General features: G+C 71.6%; 18 protein-coding genes. 14 read left to right on the forward strand and 4 right to left on the reverse strand.

Features of this window, described 5'->3' with window-relative positions; genetic code table 11:
* The first annotated feature begins 13 nt into the window (after positions 1-13).
* The 5 genes from DFR69_RS06175 to dprE1 are packed head-to-tail and all read left to right on the forward strand — an operon-like array spanning position 14 to position 4,867.
* Positions 14-967, forward strand: coding sequence for an ABC transporter permease (locus DFR69_RS06175; RefSeq protein ID WP_110036461.1), 954 nt, complete (start codon positions 14-16; stop codon positions 965-967).
* On the forward strand, positions 960-1,781 hold the full coding sequence (locus DFR69_RS06180; protein ID WP_110036462.1) for an ABC transporter permease: 822 nt from the start codon (positions 960-962) through the stop codon (positions 1,779-1,781). Before DFR69_RS06175 ends, DFR69_RS06180 begins: the two co-directional genes overlap by 8 nt.
* Positions 1,778-2,797, forward strand: a complete 1,020-nt coding sequence (locus DFR69_RS06185) for an ATP-binding cassette domain-containing protein (protein ID WP_110036463.1) — start codon at positions 1,778-1,780, stop codon at positions 2,795-2,797. Before DFR69_RS06180 ends, DFR69_RS06185 begins: the two co-directional genes overlap by 4 nt.
* Complete coding sequence (locus DFR69_RS06190; RefSeq protein WP_110036464.1) at positions 2,797-3,420, forward strand: ABC transporter ATP-binding protein; 624 nt, start codon at positions 2,797-2,799, stop codon at positions 3,418-3,420. Before DFR69_RS06185 ends, DFR69_RS06190 begins: the two co-directional genes overlap by 1 nt.
* Before the next feature lie 55 nt (positions 3,421-3,475).
* On the forward strand, positions 3,476-4,867 hold the full coding sequence (gene dprE1, locus DFR69_RS06195) for a decaprenylphosphoryl-beta-D-ribose oxidase (RefSeq protein WP_244198111.1): 1,392 nt from the start codon (positions 3,476-3,478) through the stop codon (positions 4,865-4,867).
* 3 nt (positions 4,868-4,870) lie between these two features.
* Here dprE1 and DFR69_RS06200 read toward each other — a convergent pair whose 3' ends face one another.
* The gene (locus tag DFR69_RS06200) at positions 4,871-6,082 is read right to left on the reverse strand and encodes a cytochrome P450 (RefSeq protein ID WP_244198112.1); all 1,212 of its coding nucleotides are present in this window, start codon (positions 6,080-6,082) and stop codon (positions 4,871-4,873) included.
* 116 nt (positions 6,083-6,198) lie between these two features.
* Between DFR69_RS06200 and DFR69_RS06205 the strand changes: the two genes are divergently transcribed.
* From DFR69_RS06205 to DFR69_RS06230, 6 genes are read left to right on the forward strand one after another with little or no spacing between them, the layout of a single operon-like run.
* A complete protein-coding gene (locus DFR69_RS06205; protein WP_167456170.1) occupies positions 6,199-7,242 on the forward strand; it encodes a 3-oxoacyl-ACP synthase III family protein in 1,044 nt (347 codons plus the stop codon).
* 30 nt (positions 7,243-7,272) lie between these two features.
* Positions 7,273-8,115, forward strand: coding sequence for a beta-ketoacyl-[acyl-carrier-protein] synthase family protein (locus DFR69_RS06210; protein WP_244198113.1), 843 nt, complete (start codon positions 7,273-7,275; stop codon positions 8,113-8,115).
* A complete protein-coding gene (locus DFR69_RS06215; RefSeq protein WP_244198114.1) occupies positions 8,115-8,480 on the forward strand; it encodes a hypothetical protein in 366 nt (121 codons plus the stop codon). The genes DFR69_RS06210 and DFR69_RS06215 overlap by 1 nt, the downstream gene beginning before the upstream one ends.
* A 38-nt stretch (positions 8,481-8,518) precedes the next feature.
* Positions 8,519-9,538 carry an NAD-dependent epimerase/dehydratase family protein gene (locus DFR69_RS06220; RefSeq protein ID WP_110036468.1) on the forward strand — a complete coding sequence of 340 codons (1,020 nt, stop codon included), beginning with the start codon at positions 8,519-8,521 and terminating at the stop codon, positions 9,536-9,538.
* A gap of 23 nt (positions 9,539-9,561) precedes the next feature.
* Complete coding sequence (locus DFR69_RS06225; protein WP_110036851.1) at positions 9,562-10,314, forward strand: glycosyltransferase family A protein; 753 nt, start codon at positions 9,562-9,564, stop codon at positions 10,312-10,314.
* Complete coding sequence (locus tag DFR69_RS06230) at positions 10,311-11,828, forward strand: class I adenylate-forming enzyme family protein (RefSeq protein ID WP_110036469.1); 1,518 nt, start codon at positions 10,311-10,313, stop codon at positions 11,826-11,828. Before DFR69_RS06225 ends, DFR69_RS06230 begins: the two co-directional genes overlap by 4 nt.
* Positions 11,829-11,834: 6 nt before the next feature.
* Here the strand turns inward: DFR69_RS06230 and DFR69_RS06235 are convergent, their stop codons facing one another.
* Both DFR69_RS06235 and DFR69_RS06240 read right to left on the reverse strand, forming a co-directional pair.
* The gene (locus DFR69_RS06235; RefSeq protein WP_146229206.1) at positions 11,835-13,034 is read right to left on the reverse strand and encodes a phthiocerol/phthiodiolone dimycocerosyl transferase family protein; all 1,200 of its coding nucleotides are present in this window, start codon (positions 13,032-13,034) and stop codon (positions 11,835-11,837) included.
* 227 nt (positions 13,035-13,261) lie between these two features.
* Positions 13,262-14,587, reverse strand: a complete 1,326-nt coding sequence (locus tag DFR69_RS06240; RefSeq protein ID WP_167456171.1) for an amidase family protein — start codon at positions 14,585-14,587, stop codon at positions 13,262-13,264.
* A gap of 146 nt (positions 14,588-14,733) precedes the next feature.
* Here DFR69_RS06240 and DFR69_RS06245 point away from each other — a divergent pair, with 146 nt between their 5' ends.
* From DFR69_RS06245 to DFR69_RS06255, 3 genes are read left to right on the forward strand one after another with little or no spacing between them, the layout of a single operon-like run.
* Positions 14,734-15,357 (forward strand): DUF1989 domain-containing protein, encoded by a 624-nt coding sequence (locus tag DFR69_RS06245; RefSeq protein WP_110036472.1) that lies wholly within the window; start codon positions 14,734-14,736, stop codon positions 15,355-15,357.
* Positions 15,354-16,469 (forward strand): oxidoreductase, encoded by a 1,116-nt coding sequence (locus DFR69_RS06250; protein ID WP_110036473.1) that lies wholly within the window; start codon positions 15,354-15,356, stop codon positions 16,467-16,469. The genes DFR69_RS06245 and DFR69_RS06250 overlap by 4 nt, the downstream gene beginning before the upstream one ends.
* Entirely contained in the window at positions 16,466-17,326 is an 861-nt protein-coding gene (locus DFR69_RS06255; protein ID WP_110036474.1) for a polysaccharide deacetylase family protein, read from the forward strand. The genes DFR69_RS06250 and DFR69_RS06255 overlap by 4 nt, the downstream gene beginning before the upstream one ends.
* A 15-nt stretch (positions 17,327-17,341) precedes the next feature.
* On the opposite strand, the gene DFR69_RS06260 is transcribed toward DFR69_RS06255, so the two are convergent.
* Positions 17,342-18,904 carry a PucR family transcriptional regulator gene (locus DFR69_RS06260; RefSeq protein ID WP_110036475.1) on the reverse strand — a complete coding sequence of 521 codons (1,563 nt, stop codon included), beginning with the start codon at positions 18,902-18,904 and terminating at the stop codon, positions 17,342-17,344.
* Positions 18,905-18,972: the final 68 nt, after the last annotated feature.

The following is an 18,972-nucleotide window of genomic DNA, read 5'->3' on the forward strand; positions in this document are numbered from 1 at the left end:
CGGCATCGGGGCGATGACCCGGCGACGGGTGCTGACCCTGGTCCCGGTGCTGGCGGCGGTCTCGGCCGCCCTGTTCGCGGCGGCCGCGGTGTCACCGTTCGATCCGCTGGTCGGCTACCTCGGCGCCCGCTACGAGTCGACGAGCGCGGCCGACCGCGCCCTGCTCACCGACCAGCTCGGCCTCGACGCGCCCTGGTACCAGCTGTACTGGCACTGGGCGGCCGATCTGCTCACCGGCAATCTCGGCTTCTCCCGCAGTTTCGGGCAGCCGGTGAGTGAGCTGCTCGCCCAACGTCTTCCGTGGACGGCGCTACTCGTGGTCGTCGGCATGAGCGCGGCCGTGGCGGTCGCGCTCGGCGTCGGTGTGTGGGCGGGCATGCATCGCGGCGGGACGGTCGACCGACTGGTGGCCGCCACCTGTGTGGCGTTGCAGGGCTTGCCGCCGTTCGTGGTGTCGCTGGGCGCGATCGCGCTGTTCGCCGTCGGCCTCGGCTGGCTGCCGCCCGCTGGACTGACCGACGCGGGCGCCGACGCCGAATTCGGCCAGGTGGCACGGCATCTCGTGCTGCCCGCCGCAGCGCTGGCGGTCTCCCAGCTGCCCTGGCTGCTGCTGGCGGTGCGGGAGTCGGTGTCGGACCGGCGCGGCGAGGATTTCGTGGTCGGCGCGGCGACGCGCGGCATCGACACGTCGACGATCACCCGCAGGCACATCCTGCCCACCTCGCTGGCCCCGTTCGTGACCATCCTCGGCGTGCGACTGCCGGAGGTCGTCGTCGGGGCGGTGCTGGTGGAGGAGATCTTCTCCTGGCCCGGCGTCGCGGGCGCGTTCGTGCAATCGGCGAAGGACCTGGACATGGCGTTGCTCGCGGTGCTCACCATCGGCACGACCTGCGCGGTCATGCTCGGGTCGCTGCTGGCCGACATCGCCGTCGTCGTGCTCGATCCACGGGTGCGGGCCGATGGCTGAGCGGCGGCTGACCCTCGCCCTGGCGGTGCTCGGCGCGGTGGTGCTCTACGCGGTGCTGGTGCCGTGGCTGGGCGGCGTCGACGATCGGCTCACCGACTTCGCCGCGGCCAGACAGGCACCGTCGGGGCAGTGGTGGTTCGGCACCGACGCGGCGGGCCGGTCGCTGTTCCCACGGATCGCCGCGGCGCTTCGCACCTCGCTGCTCGTGGCGGCCTGCGCGGCGGCGGTGTCGACGGCGCTGGGCGTGCTCATCGGCGCGGTGTCGGCGCTGGCGGGCGGGTGGGTCGACCGTGTTGTCATGCGGTTCGCCGACACCGCCAACGCGCTGCCGCATCTGCTGCTGGGGATCGTGATCGTGGCCCTGTTCCGTGGCAACACCCTCGCCGTGGTGCTCTCGATCGGGCTCACGCACTGGGTGCAGGTGGCGCGGATCGTGCGCGCGGAGAGCCTGAGCCTGCGCGAACGCGAATACGTGGCGGCGGCGGTGCTCGCCGGGGCGGGACGGCGACATGTGCTGGTGCGGCATCTGCTGCCCGCCGTCGCGCCGCAGGCGCTGATCGCGGTGGTACTGCTCCTGCCGCACGCGATCTGGCACGAGTCGACGCTGTCGTTCCTCGGTTTCGGTCTGCCGCCGCACGAGCCGAGCCTCGGCACGCTCCTCGCGGAGGCGCGCACCTCGCTGCTGCTCGGCGGCTGGTGGACGCTGGTGTTCCCGGCCGGATTCCTGGTGCTCACCACCGTGGCGGTCGCCGTCGCCGGATCGTCGCTGCGCGGAGTGCTGCTCCCGCCGAAACCGTCGAGGATGCCCCGATGAGCTTGACCATCGACTCGCTGACCGTGCGAATTCCCCTGCGCGGCAAGGACGTCGTGCATGCGGCGACCGACGTGTCGCTCGATGTGCCCGCGGGGTCGATCACCGCGCTGGTCGGCGAATCCGGCTGTGGGAAGTCGATCGTGGCGAGTGCGGTGCTCGGCGTGCTGCCGCCGGAGGCCGTGGTCAGCGGGTCGGTGCGGGTCGGCGTGGGCGATCGGACCATCGACGTGCTCGACCATCCGTCCGGAGATCCGGCGCGGGGCGAGAGCGGCGGGAGCGAATCACGATCCCTCCGTATCGTTCTCGGTGGAGTGTGGAAACGTGGCCGCGCCACGAACACCGCGCCGCCACGCCCTCTCCAACCCGCCGACTCCGGCGCGCGATCGTTCCGTGGGCGGCACATCGCGCTGATCCCACAGTCACCGAGCACGCACTTCACTCCCGTCCGCACCATCGGCTCGCAGCTGGCGGAGACGATCGCGGCGCTCGGCACCGGGCACAGCCCGGAAGACCTGGTGTCCAGGGCCGGACTGTCCGCCTCGGCACTATCGCTGTATCCGCACGAGCTGTCGGGCGGGATGGCGCAGCGGGCGGCGGTGGCGGCGGCGCTGGCCGGGGATCCCGAGGTGATCGTCGCCGACGAACCCACCTCGGGACTGGACCGGGCGCGTACCGATCAGATCGGCGAGCTGCTGCGCGACTGCGCCGACGGGGGCGCGGCGGTCCTGCTGATCACCCACGATCTGAGTCATCTGCTGCGCGCCGGAATCGCCGACACCCTCGCCATCATGTACGCCTCCCGGCTGATGGAGGTGGGCCCCGCCGACCAGGTGCTCGCCGATCCCTGGCACGACTACACCGGTGACCTGCTCGGCGCGCTCCCCGAACGCGGGCTCACCCCACTGCCCCATCCGCCGCGCGCGCTCACCAACCTGTCCGCGGACTGCCCGTACGCGGGCGGCCCCACCGCGCTGTTCCGCGAGGACCGGCGCCTGATCCGCCGAGCGAGGTCCTGATGCTCATCGCCGACGCCGTGTCCACGGGCTACCGGGGGGCACCCGTACTCACCGGCGTCGACCTCCGGGTCGCGCCCGGTGAGATCGTCGGCGTCACCGGCGATTCGGGGTCGGGGAAGACCACGCTGGCCCGCACCCTCGCCGGGCTGCTCGCGCCGACCGCAGGGCGGGTCACCGTCGACGGCCGGCCGCCCCGACAAGCGCGCGGCGAGATCGCGATGGTCTTCCAGAATCCGCGCGCGGCGACCAATCCCCACTTCACCCTCGCCGAGATCATCACCGAGCCGACGAAGATCCGGCGCACTCCCCCGCCGGACCTGGCGGCCCTCTCCGCCTCGGTCGGCCTCACCCCCGACCTCCTCGACCGCCGCCCGCACGCCCTCAGCGACGGCCAGCTCCAACGCGCCTGCGTGGCGAGGGCTCTCGCCCAAGCCCCGCGCTATCTCCTCCTCGACGAGCCCACCGCCATGCTCGACGCCGCCACCACCGCCACCCTGATCCACCTCCTGAAGTCCCGCGCCCGCGACCTCGCCATCGTCTTCATCACCCACGACCAGCCACTGCTGGAAGCCGTCTGCACGGAGATCACCACCGTCGCCGATGGCAGCCTCACGCCCCGCTGACTCAACGGCCCACCGCTCAGCGTGTCCTCAGGAAGCCGTCTTAGCGTGTGCTCCTGTGACTTTCACGCAGGGGTACGAGACGGGATCACGACGGGCGCTGAGCGGGTGGGGACGGACGGCGCCGACCGTCGCGGAGGTGGTGCGCACGCCGGACGTCGCGGCGATCGCCGAGCGGGTGCGGTCGGCGGGACCGCGCGGAGTGATCGCGCGTGGACTCGGACGTAGCTACGGCGACCCCGCGCAGAACGGCGGCGGCGTGGTCGTCGACATGACCGCGCTCGACCGCATCCACCGCATCGATCCGGACAGCGGCATCGTCGAGGTCGACGCCGGGGTCAGCCTGGACACGCTCATGCGGTGCGCACTGCCCCACGGCCTGTGGGTCCCCGTGCTGCCGGGGACGCGGCAGGTGACGGTCGGCGGGGCGATCGCCTCCGACATCCACGGCAAGAACCATCATTCGCAGGGCAGCTTCGGCAATCACGTGGTGTCGCTGGACCTGCTCACCGCCGACGGATCGGTGCGCACGCTCACCCCGGAGGGCGCCGAGGCCGACCTGTTCTGGGCGACGGTCGGCGGCATGGGCTTGACCGGCATCATCACCGGCGCCCGAATCCGCTTGAAGCACACCGAGACCGCGTACTTCCTCGTCGACAACGACCGCACCCGCGACCTCGACGAGACGATGGAGCTGCTCACCGGCGGGTCCGACGACGGCTACGACTACTCGATGTCGGTGCCGGACACGATCTCCACCGGACCGTCGCTCGGCCGCGCCGGGTTCAGCCGCGGGTCGCTGGCCACGCTCGACCAGCTGCCACCGAAGCTGCGCAGCCGACCGCTGAATTTCGATGCGCCGCAACTGTTCACGGTGCCCGACATCTTCCCGAACGGGATGGTCAACAGCGTCACCACGCGGATCGCGGCCGAGGCGGCGTACCGGCTGTTCCCGCGCCGGGCGCGTGGGCGCATCCAGAATCTGACGCAGTTCTACCACCCGCTGGATCTGCTCGGGGAGTGGAATCGCGCCTACGGCAAGCGGGGCTTCCTGCAGTATCAGTTCTCCATGCCGTTCGGCGCGGAACAGCAGCTCGCCGACGCCGTGCGGGCCATCGCCGAGTCCGGACACCACTCGTTCCTGAACGTCTTCAAGCGCATGGGCCCGGGCAACCCCGCACCGCTGTCCTGGCCGCACCCCGGCTACATGCTGAGCCTGGACTTCGCGCTCACGCCCGGGCTCGACCGGTTCTGCGCCGGGCTCGACGAGCGGGTCCTCGCGGCGGGCGGGCGCCTGTACTTCGCGAAGGACTCGCGCACCACGCCGGAGATGATCGCGGCCATGTACCCGCGCCTGGACGAATGGCGGCGGGTGCGCGACCGGGTCGACCCGGAGCGGGTGTTCGCCTCGGATCTCTCGCGCCGCCTGCGCCTGGTGACCGCCGACTGAGTCTCAGCGCGCGAGCCGGATCCGCAGGGTCTCGTAGGTCGGGATGAAGACCTTGCGGCGATAGCGCCGCTCGACGATCTTCCAGGGCCGTCCCTCCGCGGTGAGCGCGGTGAGCAGCGCGGTGAGCTCGGAGTGCACGAGTTGCGCGCCCAGGCACAGGTGGCGGCCGCCGCCGAACCAGAGCTGACGGGTCTCCGGCACGTAGTCACGCGCGATGTCGAACTCACCGACCGCGTTGTTGATGGTCCAGGTGAGGATCTTGACGTGCTCGCCGGCGCGCAGTTCCCGCCCGGCGACGGTGACATCGGCGGTGACCGAGCGCCCGACCAGATAGGCGGGGCTGGTGACGCGCAGGATCTCGCGCACCGCGTCGGGCATCCGGTCCGGCGCGGCGATCAGCGCGCGATGCTGGCCGGAGTCGTGCATGATCGCGACCATCCTGGTCATGGCGCTGGCCAGGGTGTCGGTGCCCGCGACGGCCATCAGGATCGCCAACCCGGCCGCGTGCTGCACCTCGAGCCCGAGCTCGCGGCAGCGCCCCAGCGTCGTGTCGGGGTCGGCCCGCTCGTAGGCGCTAGGGACATTGACAGCGAGTTGGCTCGCCAGCTTCCGCGCCCGCGCCACCGCGACCGGGTCGAGGGTGGTCGAGGCCATGGTGCCGAAACCGAGGTTGACCAGCTCCTCGACGTGGTGGAACAGCCGCAGGAACAGCGCGTCGGTGTCTGCGGTGGGGTCGCCGCCGATGGCCGCGGCGATGTCCTCGGGGCGCATGCCGACCAGGTCGGAGACACTGCGACCGACCAGGATCTGGGCCCGCGCGGCGATGTCGACGGTCTCGCCCGCGGCCAGCCGCGCCCGCAGATCGCGCAGGTCGGGCCCGATCACCCGCTCGACCAGGGCATCGGTGTGGGCGAGGGTGAACAGATCGCGCACCTTGGCGCGCAGTTCGGTGTGTCCCGGCCCCTCGAAGAGGTCCTCCACCCAGTCCCCGATGACCTGCGCCCACCAGTGCCCCGCCGCGCCCTCGGAGACGATGCTGAAGTGCGTGCTGTCGTTGTAGATCTGCCTCGCGACCAGCGGATCGGCGACGAACCAGCCGAGCTTGGGGACCTTGCGGATCGGGCGCGCGACCCGCCCGAGCAGCAGAACTCCCGGCAGCCATGGCTGACCTGCGGCTAGTAGGGTGAGTTCATGGCGTCGGGCAGCGCTCCACACCCCGGCAGAATCTAGTCGAGCGTGACCGAATAGTGAAGGTCTGTGACTAGGATCGGCGAGATGCGCGGATGGAGGACTTCGCATCACGCGCGCTATCCGGGGAAGTGAACTGGCACATGGTGAGATCCACAATCGAAGCGGTCGGCGCGTATCTGCCGACCCGCGAAGTGACCACGGCGGAATTGATGAGCCGGCTGGCCGTCGACGCGCCACTGGACCTGGAGAAGGTCAGCGGGGTGGTCGCCCGGCGGGTGCGCGGCCGCGACGCCGAGGGCGCCGAGGAGGACTCGTTCACCATCGCCCTGGCGGCAGCGCGCTCGGCGCTGGCCAATTCCCGCTACGCCGCCGCCGACCTGGACGTGATCATCTCCTGCTCGATCACCCGCACCCGCGGCGAGGACTTCTGCTTCGAACCGTCCTTCGCCCTGATGCTGCGCAACACCCTCGGCGCCACCCGCGCGATCCACTTCGACGTGTCGAACGCCTGCGCGGGCATGCTGACCGGAGTCCTGCTGCTGGACAGGATGATTCGCGCCGGCGCGGTCCGCCGCGGACTGGTGGTCTCCGGTGAGTGCATCACCCCGATCTCCGACACCGCCGTGCGCGAGATCTCGCAGAAGTACGACCCGCAGTTCGCCTCGCTCACCGTCGGTGACGCGGGCGCGGCGGTGCTGCTCGACGGCACCGACGGTCCCGGTCTGGACTACGTGGAACTCAACACCAGCGCCGCCTTCGCGAAACTGTGCCTGGGCATGCCCAGCGATCAGGGTCCCGGCGTCGCGCTCTACACCGACAACCGCGCGATGCACAACGAGTCCAGGTACCTGCTGTGGACCTCGCGGCAGCGCGAGTTCCTCGCCGAACGGGGCTCCAGCTTCACCGCGGAGGGCTACGACTACCTGATCCACCACCAGTTCAGCGGTCCCGCGGTCGAACTGATCGACAAGATCGCCGAGCGCGAGTTCGACTCGGTGATGCCGCCCAAGCTCGCCGTGCTGGACAAGTACGGCAACACGGCCTCGACCTCGCACTTCGTGGTGCTGCACGACGCGCTGCGCCAGGGACTCATCGCACCGGGGTCCAAAGTACTGCTCGTCCCGGCCGCCTCCGGGGTGGTCGCCGGGTTCCTTTCGGTGACAATCGGCGATCTTCGGGTATAGGACAGTATGGGAATCATCATTTCTTCGGCCGTGACACAGACCGGCGGGGTCAGCTCCGTCGGCCAGGCGGCGGAGGCGGCCAAGGCGGCGCTCACCGGCGCGGGCTGTCCGCCGGAACAGGTCGACGCGCTGATCAATGTCGGGGTGTACCGCGACGCCAACCTCGTGGAACCGGCGGTGGCCGCGCTCATCCAGCAGGCCGCCGGGATCGGCCTGGAATACCGGCCCGGCGATGTGCCGTGCCTGTCGTTCGACCTGATGAACGGCGCGTGCGGACTCGTCAACGCGGTGGGTGTCGCCACCTCGCTGCTGGCCGACCTGCCCGCGGGGCACGTGGTGGTGGTGTCCGGTGACGCGCATCCCTCGGGCGCGGCGGAGGCGGAGTTCGCGTTCGAGCCCGTCGGCGCGGCGCTGGTCCTCGAGAACCATCCCACCGCAGCGGGTTTCGGCGCGGTCCATGTGAGTGCCGGTGACACGCTGCCCGATCCGCAGGGCTACGTGACGCTGTCGGCTATGGGCGCCACCGGACGTTCGGCACTGACGCTCGAACTCGGCACCAGCACACCGGAACTCGTCGAGCACGCCGCCACGGCCGCGCGCGAAGCGCTGGCCGCCGACCACCTCGACCTCGACCAGGTGGTGCTCGTGTGCGGCAAGCCGACCCCCGAGTACGCCGGGCAGCTCGCCGCCGAACTCGGCATCGACACCGTGGTCACCGACGACTTCGCCGGCGACGCCCACACCTCCGCGCTGACGGCTGCCTACGTGGCCGCACGCGAGGCCGGGCTCATCGATCGTCCGCTGCTGTTCGTCGCCGCCGACGGCGGGCCGACCGCCGCGGCGGTCACCTATCGCGGACCGGAGGTGCGGTGATGGCCATGCACGCGGTCCCGGACAGGGGCGACGACGGCCGGGTCTGGACGCTCGACGCGCCCCGGCAGGAACAGGCCAGGCATCGCGCGCCGTCACCGAGCCGGGGCACCGTGCTCGCGCTGCGGTCGATCCCGGTGTTCGGGTGGGCGTTCCTGCTCCTCGGCGTGGTCCGGCCGTTCCGTTCGCGGCTGCTGCGGGTGGCGTTCTGGATCGACGTGGTGCTCAGCGTCGGCGTGCACGCGGCCCAGATCCCGGCCGCGCGCCGGGTGGCCGCCGAGCGCGGGATCGCGCCGGGCCGGGCCGCGGTGATGACGATGTTGTTCGGCGCGACCTGGTGGAAGACCCTCGGCGAGGAGCCGCGATGAGCCGCCCCCACGCGCGGCAGCTGTCCTAGGCTGGCGCGATGACAGTGCTGGTGACAGGGGCGAGCGGGTTCGTCGGCGGGGCCGTCGTCGGCGAGCTGCTGGCGCGCGGGGTACCGGTCAGGGCGATGGTGCGCGATGCCGCCACCGCGCCGGCCGGCGCCGAGGTCGCGGTGGCCGACCTCGCCGACGCGGGCGCGCTCGCGGCGGCGGTCGCCGGCACGAGCGCGGTGGTACACGCGGCGGCGCTGCTCGGGGAATTCGGGCGGCCCGCGGACTTCTTCGCAGTCAATGTCGCCGGGACCGACCGGCTCATCCAGGAGGCCGCGGCGGCCGGGGTGCGGCGGTTCGTGTTCCTCGGCAGCCCGAGTGCCCTCATGGCGCCCGACGGTGGCGATCAGCTCGGGATCGATGAGACCGAGCCCTATCCCTCGCGATTCCTCAACAGCTACTGCGAGACCAAGGCGGTCGCCGAGCAACTCGTGCTCACCGCGAATACGCCGGAGTTCACCACCTGCTCGCTGCGGCCGAGGGCCGTGTGGGGGCCCGGTGACCGGCGCGGCCCGGTGGTGCAGCTCCTGGCGAAGCTGCGGGCCGGGCGGCTGCCCGACCTGTCCGGCGGCAAGGACGTGCTGGCCTCGCTGTGCTACATCGACCACCTCGTGCGGGCGGTCGCGCTGGCCTTGGACGCCGAGAACGTCGGTGGGCGAGCCTATTTCGTGGCCGATGCCGAGCCGATCGAGGTCTGGCCGACCCTGACGACGGTGGCCCACCGGTTCGCGCTGCCCGCGCCGAGCCTCACCCTGCCCGCACCGGTCCTCGGTGGCGCGGTGGCCGCGATCGAGACGGTGTGGCGGATTCCCGCGATCGCGCGGCGGTGGACGCCCCCGCTGTCGCGGTACGCGGTCGCGCTGGTCTCCCGCTCGGCCACCTACGACATCTCCCGCGCCGAACGCGAACTCGGCTACCGGCCGACCGTCTCGTTCGCCGAGGGACTGGATCGATTCCACGCGTGGGTCACCGAGATCGGCGGGCTCGACCGGCTGCTGGAGGAGCTGTGAGCGAGCGTCAGCGAGGTGCGGTCGTGAGCGGGCTGTGGGTGGTGATTCCCGCGTTCAACGAGGAGCGCGGCATCGGTGCGACGCTGGAAGCCGTAGCGGCGCAAAGTGATACCCACTTCACCGTGGTCGTGGTCGACAACAACTCCACCGATCGCACCGTCGAGATCGTGCGCGCGTTCGCCGCGGCGCATCCCGTGCCCCCGATCGAGGTGATCACCGAACCGCAGAAGGGCACCGGCGCCGCCGCCGACACCGGCATGCGGTACGCGATCGAGCGCGGCGCGACCCTGTTGGCCCGCACCGACGCCGACTGCCTGCCCGCGCCCGACTGGACCGAGCGGATCAAGGTGGCGTTCGCGTCGGGATTGCGGCTGGTGAGTGGACAGTTGATTCCCCGCACCGACGAAGGTGTCTCGTGGCGCGACCGCGTGATCATCCGGGTGGCGCTCGAGGTCGCGTCGGCCTTCGGCAAGGTGCGCTCGGGCAACCGTGACCCGAAGTATCTGGGGCCGTATGTGATGACGCCCGGCTGCAACATGGCCATCACCGCCGAGCTGTACCTGGCCGCCGGCGGGTTCCCGCGCACCGCGATCGAAGACCTGCACGAGGACCGCGCGCTCGTGAACGCGGTGCGCACCATCACCACCGAGTACGGATTGCGCCGCGACGTCCGGGTTTTCGGCTCGAACCGGCGGGTGCGCGCCTGGGGCATCCGCAAGACCCTGGCCTGGTACGCCGACCACCGCTACCGTCCCGACGTCGTCGACATCCGATGACCGCCGACTTCCTCGACCTCCTGGCCATGCAGGCCGACCGCATTCCCGACGCCTCGGCGCTCGGCGCGGTCGGGGCCCGCGCGCTCACCTATCGCGAACTGGTCGACACGGTGGGGCGGGTGGCCGCCAATCTCGGGGCGGCCGGGTTCGAGCCGGGTGATCGGATGCTGTTCTCGATCCGGCCGAGCGTGGCGTCGGTGAGCTTGATCTTCGGGGTGATCGCGGCGGGCGGGTCCATCGTGTTCGTCGATCCGGGGGTCGGACCGGAGCTGTTCGCGCGGCGGGTCACCCTGGTCGAACCGACCTGGGCCGCTACCGAATCACTGCTGTACGCCGTGAGTGGTCCGCTGGCAGGGTTCGGACGCAGGCGGGGGTTGAGCCTGCCCCGGTTCGGCTCGCTCGATGTCCGCCACATCCACAGCGGCGCGTGGCTGCCGGGCACACCGCTGCGCTCGATGCCGTTGCGCCGCTTCACCGGTGGCGCCGAACGCACCGCGCGGGTACGCGCCGATCCCGAAGCGCCCGCGTTGATCGTGTTCACCTCCGGCACCACCGAGGAACCCAAAGCCGTTGTGCACACGCGCGCTTCGCTGAGCGCGGGGCTGGCCGCGATGGGCGGGCGGACCAGTCTCGCGCCCGGCGCGTTCCTGCACACCGAACAGCTCATGATGGGGTTGCCCGCGCTGATGGCGGGCGCCCGCTGGGCCATGCCGCGTTATCCGCGCTTGGGGACCCACATCGACCCGGTGCGGTTCACCGCGTCCCTGGGCTCGGCGACCCACGCCTTCTACACCCCCGCCGATCTCGCCGTCGCCCTGGACGCGCTCGAAGCTGGGACGATCACCCCGCCCTCGCATCTGCGCCAGGTCGCGCTCGGCGGGGCGCCGGTCACCGCCGCGCTGCTGCGCCGGGCGCGAGAGTCCTTGCCCTACACCGAATTCCTCGCCGTCTACGGGATGACGGAGATCCTGCCGGTCGCCGTCACCAACCACGCCGCCAAGCTCGCGCACACCGGCGACCTGCTCGGCGCCCCCGTCCCCGGCGTGCGTGCCCGGATCGCCGAGGACGGCGAGCTGGTCCTCGCCGGTCCCAACCTGTGTCGCGGCTACCTCGGCGCCGAGCCCCTCGCCGAGATCCACACCGGCGACCTCGCGCGCTGGGACGGTGAACAGCTCGTCCTCACCGGCCGCAAGAAGGACATGATGATCCGCGGCAAGACCAACATCTATCCGGGCCTCTACGAACCGGTGATCACCGCGATCGACGGCGTCCGCGAGGCGATCATGGTCGGCCTGCCCGACGAGATCGGCGACGAACGCATCGTGCTCGCCGTCGTCGCCGAACCCGGCGCCGAGGACCTCCCCGACCGCCTGCGCCGCGACCTCCCCCACCTCATCGACACCACCGCCGTCCCCGACGACATCGTCCTCGTCGACCGCGTCCCGGTCACCGGCCGCACCAACAAGCCCGACCGCGCCGCCCTCCGCACCCTCCTCCGCACCCGCCTGGGCTGAGTGCGGTCACTGGGCGAGGGACACGAGGGTGCGGTCGGCGAGGGCGTTGATGGTGGGGCGGGGTAGCAGGGTGTCGACGTAGCAGAAGGTGATCGACAGGGTGTCGCCCAGGGTGGCGACGGCTACAGTGAGGGCGCTGGCGCAGGAGTTCGTGCCCGCGACAGTGAGATCGGTCAGGTCCGAAGGCTCAGGGGTTTTCGGGGCGGATAGTCGGCCGAGGTTGCTCAAGGTGACGTTCCACGGTGCGCGGCGGTCGATGAGTTCGATGGTACGCCTGCCGGATTCGAGGCTGCGGGGGCAGCCGTAGCGGATGGCGGCCAGGGCGGTGAGGTCTGCGCCTCGGGTGATGCGCTGGGTCAGTTGGTCTTTCACGGTCCTGGCCGCGGCCCAGATCGTGCGCTTCGGGCCGAAGGGGACGAAGGTGGGGACGACGCCGGTGAACATGCCCGGTTCCTCGTCGTCGGGTGGCGGGTCGAGGCGGGTGCGCAGGTCCACCGGAATGCCGATCCCGGCGGTGCCGTCACGACCGGGCCGAAAGAGCTCGCCCATCGCCGCGGCCAGAGCGGCCACAAGGGCCGCGTTGACCGTGACGCCCTCCGCGCGGCAGCGCGCACGCAGGGCGGCAAGCCGGTCGCCGCTGATCGTGCGGATCACCGTGCGGGTGCGGCGGATCGGCAGCGGCGGTGGGGTGCCGGGGATGCCGAGCGCCCGGCGGGCGACGGCGCCGAACTGCCCGGAGAGATTCACCCGGAGACAGCGCGTGAGGCGGGCGTACTCGGGCGGGATCAGGTCGTCCGGCGCCGGGATCGGGGCACGGGAACCGCCCGGCGGCGGTGCGCCGAAGGTGTAGGCGAGCAGCCGGGAAGCCAGCGACGCCATCGAACGGCCGTCGACGAACACATGCGAGAACACCACGATCACGTCGTGGATCTCCTCGGAAGTCCCTGGCCGCCAAGCGAGATCGATGATCCGCCCCGGGGCCGTGGCGATATCCACCGGCTCCGCCAACTGCTCGTCGAAGACCCGCCGCCATTCCTCCGGATCGTCGACGATCCGGTGCAGCACCGGCAGATGCGGATCAGCCGACCGCGCGAACCGCGGCCCCGGCACCACCACCGCCCGCAACAGCGGAAACTCCGCGACCAACGCCGCGGCCCCCTCCTCGAGCCCGTAACCCCCGATCGCCCCGCGCACCCGAACCCGCATCACACAATTCGCCGGCGACAACTGATCCACCAGCCAGAACCACCGCTCCCCCGCCGACAACGCCCGCCCCACCTCGAGGCTCACCGGGCCCCGGTCCGCACGCGCCTCGTCGACTGCTCGGACCGGGCCATCTCGAACTCCTCACTGCGCGCAGTCACGGCGTCTCGATGCTCGGCGACCGTGGATCGTCGAGGTCACCGGCCTGTCGGTGGGGTGACCACCAGCGATCATGGCACAGGGTGCGGGGTGCCGAGCGCTCGTTCGGTCCACTCGGCGGTGGCGAGGAGAACGGGGTCGGTGGTCGGCGGAAGGGAGAGGAGGACGGCGGTGTGGGGGTGGGGGGTGGGGAGGGAGATGCCGCAGGTGGCCAGGTAGCTCAGCAGCATGGTGGTGCGCAGGAGGGTGGCGTTGGCGGTGTCGTAGTGGGTGGGGTCGGCGTGGAGGGCGGCCGGGCGCGGGGGTGGGTGGCGGACGGTCGGGCAGAGCAGGATCGCGCCGGCGAGGTCGGCGGCGAAGGCGGTGCGCAGGTCGGGCATCGCGGTGTAGACGGGGGTGATGGTGTCGGGGGTGTCGGCGTTGGCCGCGAGGCGGCGGCGGGTGGCCTCGTCGATCGGCAGCGTGGAGGACAGGCGGTGGCCGTGCAGGCGGTAGGCCTCCGCGCCGACGATCGTGCCGTGGGCGTCCATCAGGTGCTGGGCCGTGCGCAGGGACGGGAGTACGCGGGTCTCGATCTCGGCGCCCGCGGCGCGCAGCCGGGCGACGGCGGCGGTGAAGGCGGCGGCCACCGGCGGGGCGAGATCCTCGGACCATTCTCCGGCGGGCACGACGAATCTCGGCCGCGGTGCGGGCCGGAAGCGGGGCGAACCGGCGGGGAGGAGCACGCTGTCGAGGGCGGCGATGTCGGCGACGGTGGTCGCGAACAGGCCGACGCTGTCGAGGGTCGGGGACAGCGGCGCGAAGTCGTGCGGGCCGTAACGCCCTGGGCTGGCGCGGAATCCGACGATTCCGCACAGCGCGGCGGGCACCCGGACCGAGCCGGAGGTGTCGGTGCCGACCGCGAGCGGGACGAGGCCGTTCGCCACCGCGACCGCCGACCCCGAGGACGAGCCGCCGGGCACGACCGCGGGATCGAGCGGGTTGGCCGGCGTGCCGAAGCGCGGGTTGATGCCGAGACCCGAGAACGCGAATTCGCTGAGCGTGCTCTTGCCCAGGGTGACCAGGCCGCTGTCGTGCGCCCGGCGCACCAGCGGACTGTCGACCGCGGCGGGCTCGTCGTACAGGTGGCTGGCCGAGCCGAGAGTGGTGACGGTGCCCTGGATGTCGAACAGGTCCTTCCACACGATCGGCACCCCGTCGAGCATCCCGCGACGGACGCCGCGACCGGCGCGCCGGTCACTGGCCTCGGCTTGCCGAAGCGCACGCTCGGCGGTCAGCGTGATCAACACCGAGGACGAATCAAGTTGCCGTGCACGAGATATCGCTCCCTCGGCCAGTTCGACCGCGGTCGTCTCGCCGGTGGTGACGGCTCGCGCCGACGCGGTCGCAGTGGTCATCGGAACTCCTGGCGTCATCGAGAAGCTAACTCTCGAAAGCTATCGCGCACCACCACCGGCGGAAATGGAGAAACATCCATCCGAAAGCCGAGATGGTGTGTATATCTCCATGGCGAGGCGGTGCGCGGACCGGTTGACTGAACGGCATGACAGCGAGCTACACCGAGCCGGTGACGATACCGGCCAGGCAGGCCAGGTCGGTGCTCCTGCGCACCGGCGACACCGTCCGGATCACCGATGTCGCCGGCGGCCAGGTCGGCGACGTCTTCGCCTACCACGCCGGCGATCTCACCGAGTACCACAGCGCCGAGCACACCCGCACCCACACCAGCCGCCTGTTCCCGGCGCTGGGCGAGGCGTTCGTGACGAACCGGCGCCGCCCCATCCTGACCTACCTGGCCGACACCTCACCGGGCACGCACGACATGCTGATCGCCGCCTGCGACCCGGAACGCTATGCGGCGTACGGCGATCTGGACCACGCCAGCTGCGCGCAGAACCTGATCGCGGCCCTGGCCGAGCGCGGGTATCCGGCGCCCGCGCACATCCCGCAGCCGATCAACGTGTTCATGCGCATCCCCGTCGACGCCGACGCGAACCTGGCCTGGCTGCCCGCCGCCACCCGCCCCGGCGACGCGATCACCTTCCGCGCCGAGCTGGACTGCCTGCTCGTCGTCTCCGCCTGCCCCCAGGACCACAACGTCATCAACGGGACCGGACCGAGCCCGCTGACCCTGACCGTCCAGACCACCGAGGAGAACCACCGATGACCACCACCGATCTCGCCCACCCCGCCCTCGCCCCGTTCGACCTCGCCGACCTGCGCCTGCGCAACCGCTTCGCCGTCGCCCCGATGACCAGGATCTCGGCGACGCCGGACGGCACGCCCACCGACCAGATGGCCGCGTACTACCGCGAATACGCCGAGGGCGGCTTCGGCCTGATCCTCACCGAGGGCATCTACCCGGACGCCACCCACAGCCAGGGCTACCTGAACCAGCCCGGCCTGGTCACCGACGAGCATGTCGCGGGCTGGCGCGCGGTGGTCGACGGCGTGCACGCGGCGGGCGCGCCGATCGTCGCCCAGCTCATGCACGCCGGGGCGATCTCACAGGGCAACCACTACGGCTTCGGCACCATCGGCCCCTCGGCGGTCACGCCGCGCGGGCGGATGATGGCCGACTACGGCGGCGTCGGCGGAGCCTGGGCCGCGCCGGCGGAGATGACCGAGGCCGACATCGACGACGTGATCGCCGGGTTCGCCGCGGCCGCGGTGAACGCCGAGCGGGCCGGGTTCGACGGTGTCGAGATCCACGGCGCCAACGGCTATCTGCTCGACCAGTTCCTCACCGACTACACGAATCAGCGCACCGACGAATACGGCGGTTCGGTGGCCAACCGGATCCGGTTGACCGCGCGAGTGCTGGCGGCCGTGCGCGCGGCGGTCGGGGATCTGCCGGTGGGCGTTCGCCTTTCGCAGACCAAGGTCAACGACTTCACCTACCGCTGGCCCGGCGCCGAGGCCGACGCCCGGGTGATCTTCGGCGCGCTCACCGACGCCACCTACCTGCACATCGCCAGCGAGGGACGCAACTTCCTGGAGACGGCGCGGCTGGCCGACGGCGCGACCATCACCCAGCTCGCTCGCGAAGTGTCGGGCAGGCCGGTCATCGCCAACGGCGGCATGCACGCCCTCCCCCAGGCCGCCGATGTCCTCACCGGCGGGCACGCCGACCTGCTCTCGGTGGGCACCGGCGCGCTGGCCAACCCCGACCTGCCCCGCCGGGTCGAGACCGGGGTGCCGTTGACGCCGTTCGACCGTGAGATGCTGCATCCCATGGCGAATCTGGACAGCACCGCGGCCTGGCGCGCACGGCGATGACCTGGACGCGCGGCGCCGCGGCGGTGGCGACCCTGACCTTCGACGTGGACGCGGAGACCCCCGTCCTCGCCGAGGGCGGGCGCTACGCGGCGCATCCGATGGTGATGTCGCACCAGTCGTACGGACCCGATGTCGGGGTGCCGCGCATCCTGGAGCTGCTCGACGAGATGGCCGTTCCCGCGACCTTCTTCGTCCCGGGCTGGGTCGCCGAACAGCGTCCCGGCCTGGCCGCCTCGATCGTGGAGCGCGGCCACGAGGTGGCCCACCACTCCTACAGCCACCGCGCCCCGACCTCGCTGCCGGCGGGCGCCGAACGCGCGGATTTCGTTCGGGCACTGGAGGTCTTCGCCGCGCAGGGCATTCCGATCAGCGGGCATCGAGCCGCGATGTGGAGCGCGAGCGAGGAAACCCTGTCCCTGGTGGCCGAATACGGGCTGACCTACGACTCCTCGCTCATGGGCGACGACCGGCCGTACCTGGTGCCCGGCGCGGGCGAGCCGGTGGTGGAGCTGCCGGTGCACTGGTCGCTCGACGACTGGGAGCAGTACGCGTTCCTGCCGGAGCCGCGCATCGGGTCGGTCATCGAGGAACCCGACAAGGTCGAGCGGATGTGGCGTGCCGAACTCGACGGGATGCGGCACTACGGCTGCCTGTTCAACCTGTGCCTGCATCCGTTCCTCACCGGTCGCCCGAGCCGGATGCTGGTGCTGCGCAGGCTGATCGAGCATGCCCGCGACTGCGGCGACGTGACCTTCGCGCGCTGTCGCGACGTCGCGGAGTGGGCGCGCGCCGACCCGGCGACCCCGGTGCGCCCGCTGCCCGCGTACGAGATCGATGCGGCGGTCTATCCGCACTGAACGGACGGCGGCGGTTCACCCGCGCGCGGATCGCTCCCGGGTGGACACGGCGAGGAACAGGTCGACGAGATCGTCGAGCCGGTTGACGTCGCGACCGGTCAGCTCCGCGATCCGGCCCATCCGGTTGCGCAGCGTGTTCACGTGCACGTGCAGCGCGGCCGCGGTGACACTCCACTGGCCGTCGTTGGCGAGGAACACGCGCAGGGTGTGCTCGAGTTCGGCGCCCGCGCGGGCATCGTGGGCGCGGACCGCGCCGAGCACCTGGTCGGCGAAGCGGGCGAGCACGTCGGCGTCGAGCAGTCCGAGCAGCATGCGGTGGGTGGCGATGTCGGCGAAAGTGGCTGTGTCGGGGCCGTTCTGGGAACGCAGTACCTGGCAGACCTCCCTGGCGCGGACCAGCGGATCCCGCAGCTCGGTCGCCGTGGACGCGATGTCACCGAGACCGATCACGATCCGGCCCGCGCCGGCGCGCCGGCCGACATCGGCCGGGAGCGACTCGGTGAAGCGCGACAGCTCCGCGGCGCCGCGCTCCCACGGGCACACCGCCACCACGTCCCGGCTGCCCGCGGCGGTGAACACGGGGAGGCCGTGGGTGGCGAAGAGGGCGCCCGCCGCGTCGGCGACGTCGTCGAGGGGCGTCGGGTCGCCCGGGGCCAGCGCGAACACCGCCAGCGGTCCGTCCGGCGGCACACCGTAGGCGCGCAGCCGCTGACTCACCTCGTCGGCGCGGGCCGGGCCGGACAGGATCATCTCCAGCAGCTCGGTCGCGAAGCGCGCCTCGATGGCCTGTACCGCCTGCTGTTTGGTCACCTCCAGGCTCAGGAAACGCGCTGCCTGATCGAGCGCCTCGCGATCGGCCGCGGTCAGCGCCGAGGCCGGTTCCAGGCAGTACAGCCCGGCGTCGATCTCACCCATCGCGCCCTCGACGAGATACAACGCCGACGGGCCTGCCCCGAGCAGGTCCACCTCCAGCGGCGGCGGGGTGCGGTTGAGCGCGGCGGCGGCCAGCCGGATCTGCTCGCCCTCCGGTTCGCACCCGATGGCGGCCAGACAGCGACCGCGCCGGTCGACGACCAGCAGCGGCAATTCCGTATCGCCCCGCAGGATCTCGAGCACCCCGGCCGCGCCGCTGCCCCGCGACAACGCGGTCGCCAGGGCGTCACCGCGGCGCACCGTCGCGGTGAGCTCCGCCTGCAGCACCTCGTTCTGGATGCGGGCCGCGGCCCGGGTGAGCGCGGCGAACGGAACGCCGATACACAATTCGACCAGCGGCAAACCGCGCGCCAGACACAACGACGCCAGATCCGCGGGCAGCGTGGGCGTCTGCGCCGTCAGCCCGAAGACCAGCCCCGCCGCGCCCGCGCGCGCCACCGCGTCGATGAACCGCTCCGCGGCGACATGCGGGTACCACAGCCCGTTGGTGAGCACGAGCTCCCCCGAGCGCACATACGGCGACGGATCGGGCAGTTCGGTGGTGTGCAGCCAGCGGATCTCGGCGCCGAGCCGCTCCCCGAGCTCCGGCGTCACCACCCGCAGCCCGAGCGCAGGATCGGCGACGAGGCGACTGATGGTCAGCATTCAGCGCAACCTACACACGGAAATCCACGGCGTGTTCCCAGGGTGTTACTACGTGCGTATTATGGACT

Origin of the sequence: Nocardia neocaledoniensis, assembly GCF_003182135.1 — a bacterium.
Classification (GTDB): Bacteria; Actinomycetota; Actinomycetes; order Mycobacteriales; family Mycobacteriaceae; genus Nocardia; species Nocardia neocaledoniensis.

Excerpts from the sequence above, each read along its gene's own strand:
- DFR69_RS06175 (WP_110036461.1), top strand. The coding sequence starts at position 14 with ATGACCCGGCGACGGGTGCTGACCCTGGTCCCGGTGCTGGCGGCGGTC.
- DFR69_RS06180 (WP_110036462.1), top strand. The coding sequence starts at position 960 with ATGGCTGAGCGGCGGCTGACCCTCGCCCTGGCGGTGCTCGGCGCGGTG.
- DFR69_RS06185 (WP_110036463.1), top strand. The coding sequence starts at position 1,778 with ATGAGCTTGACCATCGACTCGCTGACCGTGCGAATTCCCCTGCGCGGC.
- DFR69_RS06190 (WP_110036464.1), top strand. The coding sequence starts at position 2,797 with ATGCTCATCGCCGACGCCGTGTCCACGGGCTACCGGGGGGCACCCGTA.
- DFR69_RS06205 (WP_167456170.1), top strand. The coding sequence starts at position 6,199 with ATGGTGAGATCCACAATCGAAGCGGTCGGCGCGTATCTGCCGACCCGC.
- DFR69_RS06215 (WP_244198114.1), top strand. The coding sequence starts at position 8,115 with ATGGCCATGCACGCGGTCCCGGACAGGGGCGACGACGGCCGGGTCTGG.
- DFR69_RS06220 (WP_110036468.1), top strand. The coding sequence starts at position 8,519 with ATGACAGTGCTGGTGACAGGGGCGAGCGGGTTCGTCGGCGGGGCCGTC.
- DFR69_RS06230 (WP_110036469.1), top strand. The coding sequence starts at position 10,311 with ATGACCGCCGACTTCCTCGACCTCCTGGCCATGCAGGCCGACCGCATT.
- DFR69_RS06235 (WP_146229206.1), bottom strand. The coding sequence starts at position 13,034 with ATGCGGGTTCGGGTGCGCGGGGCGATCGGGGGTTACGGGCTCGAGGAG.
- DFR69_RS06240 (WP_167456171.1), bottom strand. The coding sequence starts at position 14,587 with ATGACCACTGCGACCGCGTCGGCGCGAGCCGTCACCACCGGCGAGACG.
- DFR69_RS06245 (WP_110036472.1), top strand. The coding sequence starts at position 14,734 with ATGACAGCGAGCTACACCGAGCCGGTGACGATACCGGCCAGGCAGGCC.
- DFR69_RS06250 (WP_110036473.1), top strand. The coding sequence starts at position 15,354 with ATGACCACCACCGATCTCGCCCACCCCGCCCTCGCCCCGTTCGACCTC.
- DFR69_RS06255 (WP_110036474.1), top strand. The coding sequence starts at position 16,466 with ATGACCTGGACGCGCGGCGCCGCGGCGGTGGCGACCCTGACCTTCGAC.
- DFR69_RS06260 (WP_110036475.1), bottom strand. The coding sequence starts at position 18,904 with ATGCTGACCATCAGTCGCCTCGTCGCCGATCCTGCGCTCGGGCTGCGG.